Source organism: Halobacterium sp. KA-4 (assembly GCF_021028995.1).
GTDB lineage: Archaea > Halobacteriota > Halobacteria > Halobacteriales > Halobacteriaceae > Halobacterium.
Genome location: NZ_JAJJZG010000002.1, coordinates 317,936 through 330,467 on the forward strand (window position 1 = coordinate 317,936; position 12,532 = coordinate 330,467).

General features: G+C 67.3%; 17 protein-coding genes. 10 read left to right on the forward strand and 7 right to left on the reverse strand.

The annotated features are described in order from the left end of the window. Positions 1 to 2: 2 nt before the first annotated feature. A complete protein-coding gene (gene eif1A, locus LPA44_RS03950) occupies positions 3 to 290 on the reverse strand; it encodes a translation initiation factor eIF-1A (RefSeq protein ID WP_230888281.1) in 288 nt (95 codons plus the stop codon). A 106-nt stretch (positions 291 to 396) separates the two neighbouring features. On the opposite strand from eif1A, the gene LPA44_RS03955 reads away from it, so the two are divergent. After that, positions 397 to 573 (forward strand): DUF7470 family protein, encoded by a 177-nt coding sequence (locus LPA44_RS03955; RefSeq protein ID WP_230888282.1) that lies wholly within the window; start codon positions 397 to 399, stop codon positions 571 to 573. A gap of 290 nt (positions 574 to 863) precedes the next feature. Here LPA44_RS03955 and sufU read toward each other — a convergent pair whose 3' ends face one another. The 4 genes from sufU to LPA44_RS03975 form a co-directional block, all read right to left on the reverse strand. Then, positions 864 to 1,289, reverse strand: a complete 426-nt coding sequence (gene sufU, locus LPA44_RS03960; protein ID WP_230888283.1) for a Fe-S cluster assembly sulfur transfer protein SufU — start codon at positions 1,287 to 1,289, stop codon at positions 864 to 866. Positions 1,290 to 1,616: 327 nt separating this feature from the next. Continuing rightward, complete coding sequence (locus LPA44_RS03965; RefSeq protein WP_230888284.1) at positions 1,617 to 2,861, reverse strand: aminotransferase class V-fold PLP-dependent enzyme; 1,245 nt, start codon at positions 2,859 to 2,861, stop codon at positions 1,617 to 1,619. A gap of 82 nt (positions 2,862 to 2,943) precedes the next feature. Beyond that, positions 2,944 to 3,234, reverse strand: a complete 291-nt coding sequence (locus LPA44_RS03970) for a DUF424 domain-containing protein (protein ID WP_230888285.1) — start codon at positions 3,232 to 3,234, stop codon at positions 2,944 to 2,946. Further along, positions 3,234 to 3,995 carry a tetratricopeptide repeat protein gene (locus LPA44_RS03975; protein WP_230888286.1) on the reverse strand — a complete coding sequence of 254 codons (762 nt, stop codon included), beginning with the start codon at positions 3,993 to 3,995 and terminating at the stop codon, positions 3,234 to 3,236. The genes LPA44_RS03970 and LPA44_RS03975 overlap by 1 nt, the downstream gene beginning before the upstream one ends. A gap of 54 nt (positions 3,996 to 4,049) precedes the next feature. Here LPA44_RS03975 and thpR point away from each other — a divergent pair, with 54 nt between their 5' ends. The 7 genes from thpR to LPA44_RS04010 all read left to right on the forward strand — a co-directional run bounded on the left by thpR (position 4,050) and on the right by LPA44_RS04010 (position 9,151). Continuing rightward, positions 4,050 to 4,607, forward strand: coding sequence for an RNA 2',3'-cyclic phosphodiesterase (thpR, locus tag LPA44_RS03980; protein ID WP_230888287.1), 558 nt, complete (start codon positions 4,050 to 4,052; stop codon positions 4,605 to 4,607). Positions 4,608 to 4,672: 65 nt separating this feature from the next. Next, entirely contained in the window at positions 4,673 to 4,825 is a 153-nt protein-coding gene (locus LPA44_RS03985; protein WP_059057931.1) for a 50S ribosomal protein L39e, read from the forward strand. Continuing rightward, positions 4,825 to 5,103 carry a 50S ribosomal protein L31e gene (locus LPA44_RS03990; protein ID WP_230888288.1) on the forward strand — a complete coding sequence of 93 codons (279 nt, stop codon included), beginning with the start codon at positions 4,825 to 4,827 and terminating at the stop codon, positions 5,101 to 5,103. The genes LPA44_RS03985 and LPA44_RS03990 overlap by 1 nt, the downstream gene beginning before the upstream one ends. A gap of 4 nt (positions 5,104 to 5,107) precedes the next feature. Then, the gene (locus LPA44_RS03995) at positions 5,108 to 5,773 is read left to right on the forward strand and encodes a translation initiation factor IF-6 (protein WP_230888289.1); all 666 of its coding nucleotides are present in this window, start codon (positions 5,108 to 5,110) and stop codon (positions 5,771 to 5,773) included. A gap of 137 nt (positions 5,774 to 5,910) precedes the next feature. After that, positions 5,911 to 6,369: a prefoldin subunit alpha gene (pfdA, locus tag LPA44_RS04000; RefSeq protein ID WP_230888290.1), complete on the forward strand. Its 459-nt coding sequence runs from the start codon at positions 5,911 to 5,913 to the stop codon at positions 6,367 to 6,369. A gap of 4 nt (positions 6,370 to 6,373) precedes the next feature. Further along, entirely contained in the window at positions 6,374 to 7,465 is a 1,092-nt protein-coding gene (ftsY, locus tag LPA44_RS04005) for a signal recognition particle-docking protein FtsY (protein WP_230888291.1), read from the forward strand. Positions 7,466 to 7,507: 42 nt separating this feature from the next. After that, positions 7,508 to 9,151: an aldehyde ferredoxin oxidoreductase family protein gene (locus tag LPA44_RS04010; protein WP_230888292.1), complete on the forward strand. Its 1,644-nt coding sequence runs from the start codon at positions 7,508 to 7,510 to the stop codon at positions 9,149 to 9,151. Here the strand turns inward: LPA44_RS04010 and LPA44_RS04015 are convergent. Continuing rightward, the gene (locus tag LPA44_RS04015) at positions 9,148 to 9,576 is read right to left on the reverse strand and encodes a hypothetical protein (RefSeq protein ID WP_230888293.1); all 429 of its coding nucleotides are present in this window, start codon (positions 9,574 to 9,576) and stop codon (positions 9,148 to 9,150) included. The two genes, LPA44_RS04010 and LPA44_RS04015, sit on opposite strands and share 4 nt — an antisense overlap. 244 nt (positions 9,577 to 9,820) lie before the next feature. Between LPA44_RS04015 and LPA44_RS04020 the strand changes: the two genes are divergently transcribed. Continuing rightward, entirely contained in the window at positions 9,821 to 11,209 is a 1,389-nt protein-coding gene (locus tag LPA44_RS04020; RefSeq protein WP_230888294.1) for a signal recognition particle protein Srp54, read from the forward strand. 48 nt (positions 11,210 to 11,257) lie between these two features. Next, on the forward strand, positions 11,258 to 12,184 hold the full coding sequence (locus LPA44_RS04025; protein ID WP_230888295.1) for a hypothetical protein: 927 nt from the start codon (positions 11,258 to 11,260) through the stop codon (positions 12,182 to 12,184). Here LPA44_RS04025 and LPA44_RS04030 read toward each other — a convergent pair. Beyond that, positions 12,176 to 12,532: NUDIX domain-containing protein (locus tag LPA44_RS04030; RefSeq protein WP_230888296.1), on the reverse strand; the 357-nt coding region annotated here is incomplete at its 5' end. The two genes, LPA44_RS04025 and LPA44_RS04030, sit on opposite strands and share 9 nt — an antisense overlap.

Sequence of the window (12,532 nt, forward strand, 5' to 3'; positions counted from 1 at the left end):
CATTATTTGATGTGTCCTTCTTCACGTAGTTGGTCCGCCTCCGATTTCTCGTATCGCCACACGACGTCGGCCTTCTCGTCCTGCCAATCCCACGGCTCGACGAGCACGACGTCGCCTTCCCGAATCCAGATGCGCTTCTGCATCCGGCCGGGGATGCGGGCGGTCCGCTCCTCCCCGTCCGCGCAACGAACCCGGACGCGGTTCGCGCCGAGCATGTCTGTGACTTCCGCGAACACCTCGTCGTCCTCGGGCATCCGAAGGTTCGTGCGTCCACCTTCGTCGTCGCTCATGGGCGCGAATAGGACAGCGAGCGGTTTAAACCCTGTACAATTCGGGGTGTACACAACCCCACGCGGGACCAGTACGCTTACCCTCGTGGTGGCGCTCGTCCCGCACATGCTCGACAAACTCGGCCTCTCCGGGCTGTTCGGCGTCCTGCTGATTCTCGCCGGCATCGGCGTCGTCGCGTGGAACGCCCCCATCGTCGCCGCTGGTCTCGTCCTCGTCCTGCTCGGCCTCGCACTCGTCGTGCGTCGCGCCGCCAAGTCCGTCATGGGGATGTTCGGGTTCTAGAACCCACTTTTTGCCAGGGAGAACGTCAGAGGCGCCCTCCCTGGCAAGAACTTGCGGCAAAACACTCCTCGCCCCCGTCGTCTGCAGGCGACCTGTGAGTCGCCCACAGGCCCGAGGGGCGGCTCCGTCGTCCCTCTCTGGTCGCTCGATGAATCGCGGTGCTCGGGTCTGTCAGACTGCTCGCACCGCGAATGCTCGCAACGGCGGTTGGATGGCAGAACGAGAGAAGTCGCTGTTTTCGCGGGACGACAGAGAGGCAGAGAAGTGAAAGTATCGGTGAGCAGCGAGCGTTACTCGTCGTCTTCGGTGGTCGTCTCGTCGACGTCGGCTTCACCCTCGTAGATTTTCGCGCCGTCCTGCACGACCTTCTCGGAGAGCACCGCGCACTTCACGCGCATCGGCGTCACTTCGACACCGAGCATGTCGAGGACGTCGTCGGTGTCGAGGTCTTTCACTTCGTCGAGGGTCATCCCCGGGAGCTTCTGCGTGAGCATGCTCGCGGAGGCCTGACTGATGGCGCAGCCGTCGCCGCGGAACGCCACGCGCTCGATCGTCTCCCCGTCGTCTTCGAGCTTCACGTCGAACTCCAGTTCGTCGCCACACGAGGGGTTGTAGCCGTCGTGGGAGAACGTCGCGTCGCCGAGCTCGCCGTGGTTCCGGGGGTTGCGGTAGTGGTCGAGAATCTGCTGCCGGTACATGTCCGAGCCCATACTCATATTGAGCGTTCGTAGGGCAGAACGCCGTAAAAACGTTCCGCGGAACGACACACCAGAGAGAGTTAGCATCCGCGAGTGAGCGGTCCGAAGGACCCGAAACTGAGGAGACCTCCGGTCTGCTTGCCCCTCGTGAGTGAAACGAACGAGGACGAAGGGGTTCACCGCGAGCCGGAGGCTCGCTGGCCGACGACTGAGGGGCGCGAGGCACTACGCGCCTCGGAATGCGCGAACGGCGTCGCCGTGAGCGCGAAGCGGACCGAAGGAGGAGTGCTTTCTCCGCAAGTTTTTGCAAGTGAGGCGCGCCGAACGCAGCAAAAAGTGCGTGCGCTAGTTGAAAATCTCCCGCGCGGCGTCCAGCGAGTCGACGAGCGCGTCGACTTCTTCTTTCGTGTTGTAGAGGTAGAACGAGGCGCGCACGGACGCAGCGATGTCGAGTTTCTGGTGGAGCGGCTGCGTGCAGTGGTCGCCGGCACGGATGGCGACGCCGTGGTCGTTCAGAATCGAGGCGAGGTCGTGGGCGTGGATGCCGTCGACGTTGAACGCGACGACGGCGCCACGGTCGTCCGCGGGGGGGCCGTAGATTTCCACGTCGTCGAATTCGTCGAGGCGCTCGTAAGCGTACTCGGTGATGCGTTCCTCGTGGGCCTGGATGGCTTCCATGCCGACGTCGTCAAGGTAGTCGGCGGCTTCCGCGAGCGCGATGCCCTGCGCGATGAGCGGCGTGCCGGCCTCGTACTTCCACGGCAGGTCGTTCCACGTGGTGTCCTCGAAGGAGACGCGCCGAATCATGTCGCCGCCGTAGAGGAACGGCTCCATGTCCTCCAGAATCTCCTGCTTGCCATAGAGCCCGCCGATGCCGGTCGGCCCCGCCATCTTGTGCCCGGAAAAGACGTAGAAGTCGACGTCGAGTTCCTTCACGTCGACGGGGCGGTTCGGGACGGATTGCGCGCCGTCACCGAGGATGAGCGCGTCCTGCTCGTGGGCGAGGTCCGCGAGTTCGCGCATCGGGTTGACGGTGCCGAGGACGTTCGAGGCGTGCACCACGGAGACCATCTCAACGTCCTCGTCGATGAGTTCCGCGGCGTGGTCCATGTCGAGGTAGCCGTTCTCGTCGACGCGGATGTAGCGGACTTCGGCGCCAACCTTCTTCGCGATTTCGCGCCACGTCACGAACGACGAGTGGTGCTCCATCTCGGAGAGCACGACCGCGTCGCCCTCCGAGAGCTCGTTGAGCCCCCACGCGTACGCCACGAGGTTGATGGACTCGGTGGTGTTCTTCGTGAAAATCATCTCCTCGCGGCCGTCCGCGCCGACGAAGTCGGCGAGGCGGTCGTGGGCCTCCTCGTACGCGATGGAGGCTTCCTGACTGAGCTGGTGGATGCCGCGGTGGACGTTCGCGTTGTACCCGCGGTAGTAGTCCGAGAAGACGTCGACGACCTGCTCGGGCGTCTGCGTCGTCGCCGCGTTGTCGAGGTAGACGAGCCGCTGGCCGTCGCTGACCTCCCGGTCGAGGATGGGGAAGTCGGCCCGGATGGCGTCGACGTCGAGGGGGTCCTGCTCGGTGGCTTCCATTACAGTCGGATAAGAGGCGCGGACACTATTGTTCTTCGGTGCCGGGATCGCTGCCGGTATCGCTGACGCCCGAAAACAGGGATTAGAGACGCATGAACTGCGCGTGCACGGTGCCGTCGAGGTCGAGCACGTTCGCTTCCTCGACGTGGCCCTCCTCGATGGCGAGGTCGACGACGTCGACGCCGACGAGGTTCGCGACGTTCGCGCGGGCCAGCGATTCGCGGACGGCGTCCGGGTCGACGGTTTCGCCGCCGTAGAACTCCTCGTTCACGGTGAACTCCGTGTCACCGTTGGCGAACGTCTCCCCGAGGACGTCCGGGTCGCATGCGGTGACGAGGAGGCCGCGGTCTGTCTGTCGCTCGCTGAGTATCATCACTCGCGCTCGACGAGGTCCCGCTCTTGGGCCTCCCGGATGTCTTCGGCTTGCTCGGCGACCTTCTGGGCTTCCTCGTCACGACCGAGCGCTTCGAGGGCGCGCTGCTTCTCCTCGTAGACGTCGGCCTGCTGGAAGCCCAGCCGGACGGCGTTGTTCAGCGCGTCGAGGGCCTGCTCGTGGCGGCTGCGCTCGTTCTCGATGAAGCCGAGGTTGTACCACGCCTGCGGGAGGCGGTCGTTCTTCCGGACGGCCTCCTCGGCGTGCTCGTAGGCTTGTTCGTCCTCGCTGAACTCCCAGAGCGCGTACGCGAGGTTCGTGTGGGCTTCCGCCTCGAAGTCGCCGTCCTCGGCGACGAAGATTGCTTCGCGGTGGGCGCCGACGGCCTCGTCCCACTCTTCCATCTGGCCGTGCGCGATGCCCTTGTTCACCCACGCCTCCTGCTCGATGTCCTCGTCGTCGGTGAAGCGTGCGGCGCGCTCGAAGGCGTCGGCGGCCTGCTCGTGGCGGTTGATGCCGAGGTAGCTGAGGCCGACGTCGATGAGTTCGTCGGCGTCGACGTCGTCGTTCTGGACGACGCGCTCGTCCAGGGAGTCGCTGACGACGCGGCTGTCGACGGGGTCGACGCTGGACGGGTCGTCGACGGAGAGCTCCGGCGGGTCGAGGTCGAACCCATCGTAGGGCTCGTCGAAGCCCTGCCCCTCGGAGAACTCGTGGTCGTCGGGTGCCTCGGGCGGCTCGGGCTCCTCTCGGTCAGTCATACACGCGTCTAGCGCGGCCGGGAGGTTAAGGGCAACGCACCGAGAACGGCCGGTATGCGGCTGTTCGTCAGTGTCGACCTCCCCGACCGGCTCGCCGACGACGTAGCGGACCTGCAAGCCGAATTCGCCGACGCCGAGGGCCTGGACTTCGTGGACCCCAGCCAGACCCACGTGACGATGAAGTTCCTCGGCGAGGTTGAGGACGCCCGCGAGGACGAACTCGCGGATGCCCTGGGGCGCGCGGTCGACGAGAGCGGCGTCGAGCCGTTCGACGCGGAACTCGGCGGGCTCGGCGTGTTCCCGAGTCTCGACTATATCTCCGTGGTGTGGCTCGGCGTCGGCGACGGCAGCGCCGAACTCGCGCGGTTGCACGAGGCCATTGAGATGGAGTTCGTCGAGGAGCACGGCTTCGAGGCCGAGGAACACGACTTCACGCCCCACGTCACGCTCGCGCGGATGAAACACGCCGGCGGGAAGGAACTCGTCCAGGACCTCGTGCGCGACCGCCACCCCGAAGTCGGGACGATGCGCGTCTCCGAGGTCCGGCTCACGGAGAGCGTGCTCACCCACGAGGGCCCCGAGTACGAGACTGTCCACGCCGTCGACCTCTAGCGGCGGCGCTGACGCGGCTTCAGAAGAACAAGGTTTTAACGACGGCGGTGGTAGCGACGACCACTATGGGCAAGAAATCGAAGGCGCAGAAGAAGCGACTGGCGAAACTCGAACGCCAGAACAGCCGCGTGCCCGCGTGGGTCATGATGAAGACGAATCGGGACGTCCAGCGTAACCCGAAGCGCCGCAACTGGCGGCGTAACGACACCGACGAATAATGTCCGCCAGCGACTTCGAGGAGCGCATCGTCACCGTCCCACTGCGCGACGTGACGAAGGTGCCCCAACACGAGCAGGCCGGACAGGCGATGACCATCATCCGCGAACACCTCGCGAAGCACTTCGCGGTCGAGGAGGACGAGGTCCGTCTGGACCCCTCCATCAACGAGGCCGTCTGGTCGGAAGGCCAGAAGAACCCGCCGCGGAAGGTCCGCGTGCACGCCGCGCGCTTCGTCGAGGACGGCGAGACCGTCGTCGAAGCCGAATACGAAGAGTAAGAACTTGTTACGCGCTGCCTTCCTCGGGTCCCCGTACGTCGGCGTCTTCGCCCGCGCGACCAACGACTGCGTCGTCGTCCGGCCGGACATCTCCGAGGAACTGACCGACGAACTCGCCGAGGAACTCGGCGTCCCCGCCGTTCCGACGAACGTCGGCGGCTCGTCGACGGTCGGCTCGCTAGTCGCGGGCAACTCCAACGGCCTGCTCGCGAGCAGCCGAATCCGGCAGCGCGAACGCGACCGCATCGAGGACGCCGCCGACGTCTCCGTCGGCGAACTCCCCGGACGCGTGAACGCCGCCGGCAACGTCGTCGTGGCGAACGACACGGGCGCGTACGTCCACTCGGAACTCTCGCGGGAGGCCGTTCAGGCTGTCGAGGACGCCCTCGACGTGCCCGTTACCCGTGGCCGACTCGCAGGCGTGAACACGGTCGGCACCGCCGCCGTCGCGACGAACGACGGCGTGCTCTGCCACCCGAAGTCCACGGACGAGGAGCTCGACGCGATCGAGGACGCCCTCGGCGTCCCCGCGGACATCGGGACCGTGAATTACGGCGCGCCGCTGGTCGGCTCCGGGCTCGTCGCCAACGACAACGGCTACGTCGTCGGCGAGGACACTACCGGCCCCGAACTCGGGCGCATCGACGACGCGCTCGGCTTCATCGACTGACGATCCTCTCGACTTCGTTTTCCCCGGTTCTCTATCTCCGTCACGAGCGCTGTCGCCTGCGAGGGCGGGCGTCTCACACGCCGTCGCCGAGTTCCCGAGTAGGAAGATACTTCCCGCTCGCTCCCCGAATTTTGGGTATGAGTCTTGGAGGCGGCGGCGGTCAACAGCAGCTTCAGCAGCTTTCACAGGAAATTCAGGCCCTCGAAGAGGAGAAAGAGGAGCTCGAAGAAGAAGTCGAGGCCCTCGAAGAGGAGAAAATCGAGGTCGACGAGGCGCAGGAAGCGCTCGACGTCCTCGAAACCGGTTCGACCGTGCAGGTCCCGCTCGGCGGCGACGCGTACGTTCGCGCCGAAGTGCAGGACATGGACGAGGTCGTCGTCAGCCTTGGCGGCGGTTACGCGGCAGAGCAGGACGCCGACGACGCGGCCGACGTGCTCGACGAGAAGCGCGAAGCGCTTGACGAGCGCATCGAGGACGTTCGCTCCGAAATCGCCGAAGTCGAGGAGGAGCAGTCCGCCCTCGAACAGCAGGCACAGCAGGCCCAGCAGCAGATGATGCAGCAGCAGATGCAGGCCCAGCAGCAGGACGGCGAATAAGGGCATGTTCGACGGGCTGAAGGACAAACTCTCGAACTTCCGCGAGGACGCCGAGGAGGTCGCGGAGGAGAACGCAGAAGAACTCGACAGCGACGAGGCCGCCGGAGCCGAATCCGAGGCGGACGTCGCGGAGGCCGACGCAGAGGCCGCCGACGTCGAGGGCGAAGCAGCCGAACCCGAGGCGGAAGCCGAGGAGTCCGAGAGTTCTAGCGGCGGGTTCGTGAGCAAGGCGTCGTCGCTGGCGCGCGGGCGCGTCGTCATCGACGAGGAGGACCTCGACGGCCCGCTGCGCGAACTCGAACTCGCGTTGCTGGAGAGCGACGTGGAGATGAGCGTCGCCGAGGAGATTCTCGACCAGATTCGCGCGGACCTCGTCGGCGAGGAGCGCAAGTTCACGGAGAGCACCGGCGCGCTCGTGGAGGACGCGCTCCGCGACGCGCTGCTGTCGGTCATCGACGTGAACGGCTTCGACTTCGAGGAAGCCATCGCCGACGCGGAGAAGCCGGTGACGGTCGTGTTCACGGGCGTCAACGGCGTCGGGAAGACGACGACTATCGCGAAGCTCGCGCGACGACTCGAAGACCAGGGGTACTCGGTCGTGCTGGCGAACGGCGACACGTACCGCGCCGGCGCGAACGAACAGTTGCAGGAGCACGCCGACAACCTCGGCGTGAAGCTCATCAGCCACGAGCAGGGCGGCGACCCGACCGCGGTCGTGTACGACGCCGTCGAGTACGCCGAGGCCAACGACGTCGACGTCGTGCTCGGCGACACGGCCGGCCGACTGCACACATCAAGCGGGCTGATGGACCAGCTCGCGAAACTCGACCGCGTCGTCGACCCCGACTACACGGTGTTCGTCGACGAGGCAGTCGCGGGCCAGGACGCCGTCAACCGCGCTCGCGAATTCGACGACGCCGCGAGCATCGACGGCACGATTCTGACGATGGCCGACGCGGACAGCCAGGGCGGCGCCGCCATCTCGGTGTCGCACGTGACGGGGAAGCCGATTCTGTTCCTCGGCACCGGGCAGGGGTACGACGACCTCCAGAAGTTCGACCCGGAGGCGCTCGTCGACGACCTGCTCGCGGACTGACCCGCCAGCAGCCATTTCCGGACGCCACCCGCAGCCGCGGGTATGCGACATCTCCCCGGACCGCTGCTGGTCGTGAACCTCGACGACCGGGAGGCGTGGACCGAAGACGTCAGCGACGTCACCGAGCAGTACGTCGGCGGTCGCGGCGTCGCGACGCGGCTCGCGCACGAGCGCATCCCGTTCGACGCAGACCCGCTCGGCCCCGAGAATCGACTGTTCTTCGCAGTAGGTCCGCTCCAGACGACGACCACGAGCTTCGCCGGCCGTACGAACCTGACGGGCGTTAGCCCGCTCACTGGTGGCTTGCTCTCCTCGAACGCGGGCGGTTATCTCTCCCGAAACCTCGCGAGTACCGGCTACGCCGCGGTCGAACTCCGTGGTGCGAGTGACGACCTCGTCGCCGTCCACGTCACCGACGATGGCGTCGAGTTCGAGGACGTGCCTGAACTCGCCGACGCACTCGTGCCCGCGGTCTCGCGACGCATGGCCGAGGCCCACGACCTCGACGCGGCGCACCTCGCGACCGTCGGCCCGGCGGGCGAGCACGGCGTGCGCTTCGCGTCCGTGATGACCTACGACCACCGCGCGTTCGGCCGCGGCGGCCTCGGTGCCGTCCTCGGCGCGAAGGGCGTGAAGTGCGTGTCTTTCGACGGCGACAGCGAACCCACGCTCGATGTCCCCGAGGGCGCGCTGTCGGCCATCGACGAGGCGGCCGCGACCAGCGACGACCCCAAGCGCACGCAGGGCACGCCGAGCACGGTCAACCTCCTCAACGACGAGTACTCGCTGCCGACGCGGTACTTCAGTGAGCAGTCCTTTGAGGGCGCGGACGAACTGAACGGCGACGCGGTCGAGGCGAAGAAGTACGAGAAGGCGACGTGTTCGGACTGCGTGTTCGCGTGCAAGCTCCCGACCCGCGACGAGGAGACGGGAATCGAGACGGAGGGCCCGGAGTACGAGGCGACGTTCTCGCTGGGCGCGAACGTCGGCGTCGGCGACCTCGTCGACGTGATGCAGTCCAACGACCTGTGTGACGCGCTCGGCCTGGACGTCATCTCCTGCGGGGACGCTATCGCGGCGTACCTTGCCAGCGAGGACGCGTTCGGGGACGCCGACCACGTCCACGACCTCGTCACGAAAATCGCGTACCGCGAGGGCGTCGGTGACGTGCTCGCGGAGGGCGTGAGCGCGGCGGCCGACGAATTCGGCGTCCGCGACTGGACGGTCAAGAACCTCGGGTTCCCCGGCCACGACGGCCGCGTTCTCCACGGCCAGGGGCTCTCGTACGCGGTCGCGAATCGCGGCGCCGACCACCTCTACGCGTCCGTGCTCTCCGACGAGTACGGCGACGTCCCCGAGGACACGCTCGACGGGAAACCCGAACTAGTCGTCCAGCGCGAGAACGAGCGCGCGCTCGAGGACGCCGCCATCGCGTGTACGTTCTCCGGCGGCAACGTCACCGACGAGCAGTACGAGGCGCTGCTCGACGCCTCGATGGAGGAATTACGGAACGTGGGCGCTCGCATCGTCACCCTAGAGCGCCACTTCAACAACGAGCGCGGCTTCGACCGCGGCGACGACCGCCTCCCGTTCGACCTGCCGGGGCTGGCGGCCGCCATCGACGAGTACTACGAGCGCCGCGGCTGGAACGACGACGGCACGGTCCCGGAACAAGTCGTCCCCTAAATCGGCGCTTCGGGGTCTGGCGTCTCCGCGTCCACGAGGACGAGGTCGAGACGCTCGTCGTCGCGGTCGTACGCGCGCACGTCTTCGATGTCCCACGGCGGCACCGCCACCAGCACGGTCGCGTGGAGGTCGTCGGTAACCGAAACTGTCGGGTCGCCGTCCGGATGGGAGACGAACCGCCCCGCCGTCTGGCCGGTCGGCGCCGCGAGGTCCATCCCGAAGACGCCGGACAGCGAACTGCCCGCGTCCGGGAAGTAGAACTCCGAGAGCACGCGCGTCTCCGGGTCCAGCCCGATCTGTCCGTCCGTCGGCTGGAGGTCGCCCGCGCGCGTCGCGGCGAGCCGCACCGAGATGCTGTCCGGGTCGGCGTCCGCCGCGAGTTCACAGAGCACGGAGACGAGCGCTCTCGTAGCGTACGTAGGCACGACCCGACGTAGGGCGGGCGTGCGGTTGAACGTACCGACTGTGTGGCTCGCGTGCTACGTCGCTCGCCGACGCTGGTCGCTTCGGCGGAGAGCACCACGCTGCTCGCGGGTCACTCCGTTCCCCGCTCGCCATCTGGTGGCGCGCGACTCACGGCTCGCTATCTCTCACCGTTCGTCTTAACGTGGCGCGCCACGCTTTCCAGAAAAAGGCTCTTACGGGCCCACCACCTATCGGACAGTAATAATGGTACTCGACGACCTCGGGAGTTCCCTGCGGGGGACACTCGACAAGCTCCGTGGGAAGTCCCGCATCTCCGAGGAGGACGTCGACGAAATCGTCAAGGAGATTCAGCGCTCGCTGCTCCAAGCCGACGTCGACGTGAGCCTCGTGATGGAGCTGTCCGACTCCATCGAAGAACGCGCCCTCGAGGAGGAGCCGCCGGGCGGCACGTCCGCCCGCGACCACGTCCTCCGCATCGTCTACGAGGAACTCGTCGACCTCGTCGGCGACTCCACCGAGATTCCGCTCGAAAACCAGACCATCCTGCTGGCCGGCCTGCAGGGGTCGGGGAAGACCACGACCGCGGCGAAGATGGCGTGGTGGTTCTCGAAGAAGGGGCTGCGCCCCGCAATCATCCAGACGGACACGTTCCGTCCGGGCGCGTACGACCAGGCCAAGCAGATGGCCGAGCGCGCGGAGGTCGCGTTCTACGGCGACCCCGACGGGGACGACCCCGTGAAAATCGCACGGGACGGCCTCGACGCCACCGAGGACGCCGACGTCCACATCGTGGACACGGCGGGTCGCCACGCGCTCGAAGACGACCTCATCAGCGAAATCGAGGACATCGAGTCGACGGTCGAACCCGACCGCAGCCTGCTCGTGCTCGACGCCGCAATCGGCCAGGGCGCGAAAGACCAGGCCCGGGAGTTCGACGACTCCATCGGCATCGACGGCGTCGCCATCACGAAACTCGACGGGACGGCGAAAGGTGGCGGTGCGCTGACAGCCGTCGACGAGACGGGGTCGACCATCGCGTTCCTCGGGAGCGGGGAGACCGTCCAGGACATCGAGCGCTTCGAGCCGGACAGTTTCATCTCGCGGCTGCTCGGGATGGGCGACCTCAAGCAGCTCACCGAGCGCGTCGAGCGCGCGATGGAGGAGACGGGGCTCAAGGAGGACGACGACTGGGACCCCGAGGACCTGATGAAAGGGGAGTTCACCCTCAAGGACATGCGCAAGCAGATGGAGGCCATGGACAACATGGGCCCCCTCGACCAGGTGATGGACATGATTCCGGGGATGGGCGGCGGCATGATGGACCAGCTCCCGGACGACGCGATGGACGTCACCCAGGAGCGCATGCGGAACTTCAGCGTCATCATGGACTCGATGACCGAGGACGAGCTGGAGAACCCCCGCTCCATCGGCGCCTCGCAGGTCCGCCGCATCGCGAAGGGGTCCGGGCAGAGCGAGGAGACCATCCGCGAACTGCTCGACCAGCACAAGATGATGGCCCAGACGATGAAGCAGTTCCAGGGGATGGGCGACGGCGACATGCAGCGCATGATGAAGCAGATGCAGCAGGGCGGCGGTGGCGGTGGAGGCGGCGGCTTCGGCGGCATGTTCTGAGGCTGCCGACCAGTACTGTTTTGCCGTGGGGCGCGTACCTCGGCGTGAATGCCGGCACGACAACAGTCCCCACATCACGCCCGCGTCCGGCGAGTGACGCGCGTGCCGGTCGACGAGGTGCCCGACGGGTACCCGTTCGACGTGGACGCCAGCCACGCGCTCGAACTCGTCGTCGAGCGCGAGGGCGAGTCCGAGGACGCCCCCGAGATCGTTCGCGTCTTCGAGGCGTGGCCGAGCGGCGGCCACACCGGCAGTCGGCTGGCGCGCGTGCTGGACGCGGTCGGCGAGCCGGCCGGCAATCCGGGCGCGCTCGATGGGGAACGCGTCGCCCTCGAGTCGCGGGACGGCGCGTACCGCGTGGACGTCGAGAGAACACAGGCACTCCGCGAGCGGACGGTGCCCACGAGCGAGCGCACGCATTCGCTGGCGGAGGTCGCCATCGTCGCCGGCGCGCTCGCTGGCTTGCTTGGCTTCTTCCTCGCGTGGACGACGTACCGGTGGGCAGCGACGCCACTTGTGACGCTCGCAATCGTCGTGCTCGCGCTCTCGCTGGGCTACGACGCGTGGCGAACGCACGACACGACGTGGTCGCCGCGCCCACTCCCGTGGGCCGCTGGGGGCGTCGTCCCCATCTTGAACGTCGCCGTCGCCGCGGCGTACCTCGCGCGGAAGGCAGTCGCGCTCAACACGCCCGACGACGCCGCGGAGGTCTGGTGCGACCTCCTCGCGGGGACGGTCGTCGCGTTCGCGGTGGGGCTCGCGCTCGCGGCGTTCGACCTCACGTTCCCCGTCGGCGCGACTATCTTCGTGCACGCGTGGGCGCTCGCTCCGGTCGGCGTCTACCTCGACGCGCGCTCGGACCGCCACGGCTCCGACCAGCCCAAGCGGACGCTGTGGCTCGCCGGCGCGGCCGTGTTCGGCGGCGCGGGCGCGCTCGTCTACCTCCTGCGGACGGACGGCGTCGACCTACAGTAACTCCAGAATCCGCTCGCGGTCCCGGAAGTCCTCGGGGAGGCTCTCGGCGTCGAACCAGCGGACATCCTCGATTTCGGGTTCGCCCGAGGAGACGCGCACGAGCGGCGCGGCCCGGCTACCGCCGACGCGCCGTCCCGTGAACACGACCAGCGGCACGTGGACTCGCTCGGGGCCGCCGTAGTCGATGGCGAAGTCCCGCGCGTACAGCACGCCCGTCACCTCGGCCTCGATGTTCGTCTCCTCGCGGGTCTCCCGGACCGCGGTCTCGGCGAGCGACTCGCCGGGGTCCTGCGCGCCGCCCGGGTTCGTCCAGCCGTCCCGGTAGCCCTGCCTGACGCCGAGTACGCG

Bases quoted from the DNA above. Each gene is read 5' to 3' on its own strand.
- eif1A (WP_230888281.1), bottom strand. From the start codon at position 290: ATGAGCGACGACGAAGGTGGACGCACGAACCTTCGGATGCCCGAGGAC.
- LPA44_RS03955 (WP_230888282.1), top strand. From the start codon at position 397: ATGCTCGACAAACTCGGCCTCTCCGGGCTGTTCGGCGTCCTGCTGATT.
- sufU (WP_230888283.1), bottom strand. From the start codon at position 1,289: ATGAGTATGGGCTCGGACATGTACCGGCAGCAGATTCTCGACCACTAC.
- LPA44_RS03965 (WP_230888284.1), bottom strand. From the start codon at position 2,861: ATGGAAGCCACCGAGCAGGACCCCCTCGACGTCGACGCCATCCGGGCC.
- LPA44_RS03970 (WP_230888285.1), bottom strand. From the start codon at position 3,234: ATGATACTCAGCGAGCGACAGACAGACCGCGGCCTCCTCGTCACCGCA.
- LPA44_RS03975 (WP_230888286.1), bottom strand. From the start codon at position 3,995: ATGACTGACCGAGAGGAGCCCGAGCCGCCCGAGGCACCCGACGACCAC.
- thpR (WP_230888287.1), top strand. From the start codon at position 4,050: ATGCGGCTGTTCGTCAGTGTCGACCTCCCCGACCGGCTCGCCGACGAC.
- LPA44_RS03985 (WP_059057931.1), top strand. From the start codon at position 4,673: ATGGGCAAGAAATCGAAGGCGCAGAAGAAGCGACTGGCGAAACTCGAA.
- LPA44_RS03990 (WP_230888288.1), top strand. From the start codon at position 4,825: ATGTCCGCCAGCGACTTCGAGGAGCGCATCGTCACCGTCCCACTGCGC.
- pfdA (WP_230888290.1), top strand. From the start codon at position 5,911: ATGAGTCTTGGAGGCGGCGGCGGTCAACAGCAGCTTCAGCAGCTTTCA.
- ftsY (WP_230888291.1), top strand. From the start codon at position 6,374: ATGTTCGACGGGCTGAAGGACAAACTCTCGAACTTCCGCGAGGACGCC.
- LPA44_RS04010 (WP_230888292.1), top strand. From the start codon at position 7,508: ATGCGACATCTCCCCGGACCGCTGCTGGTCGTGAACCTCGACGACCGG.
- LPA44_RS04020 (WP_230888294.1), top strand. From the start codon at position 9,821: ATGGTACTCGACGACCTCGGGAGTTCCCTGCGGGGGACACTCGACAAG.
- LPA44_RS04025 (WP_230888295.1), top strand. From the start codon at position 11,258: ATGCCGGCACGACAACAGTCCCCACATCACGCCCGCGTCCGGCGAGTG.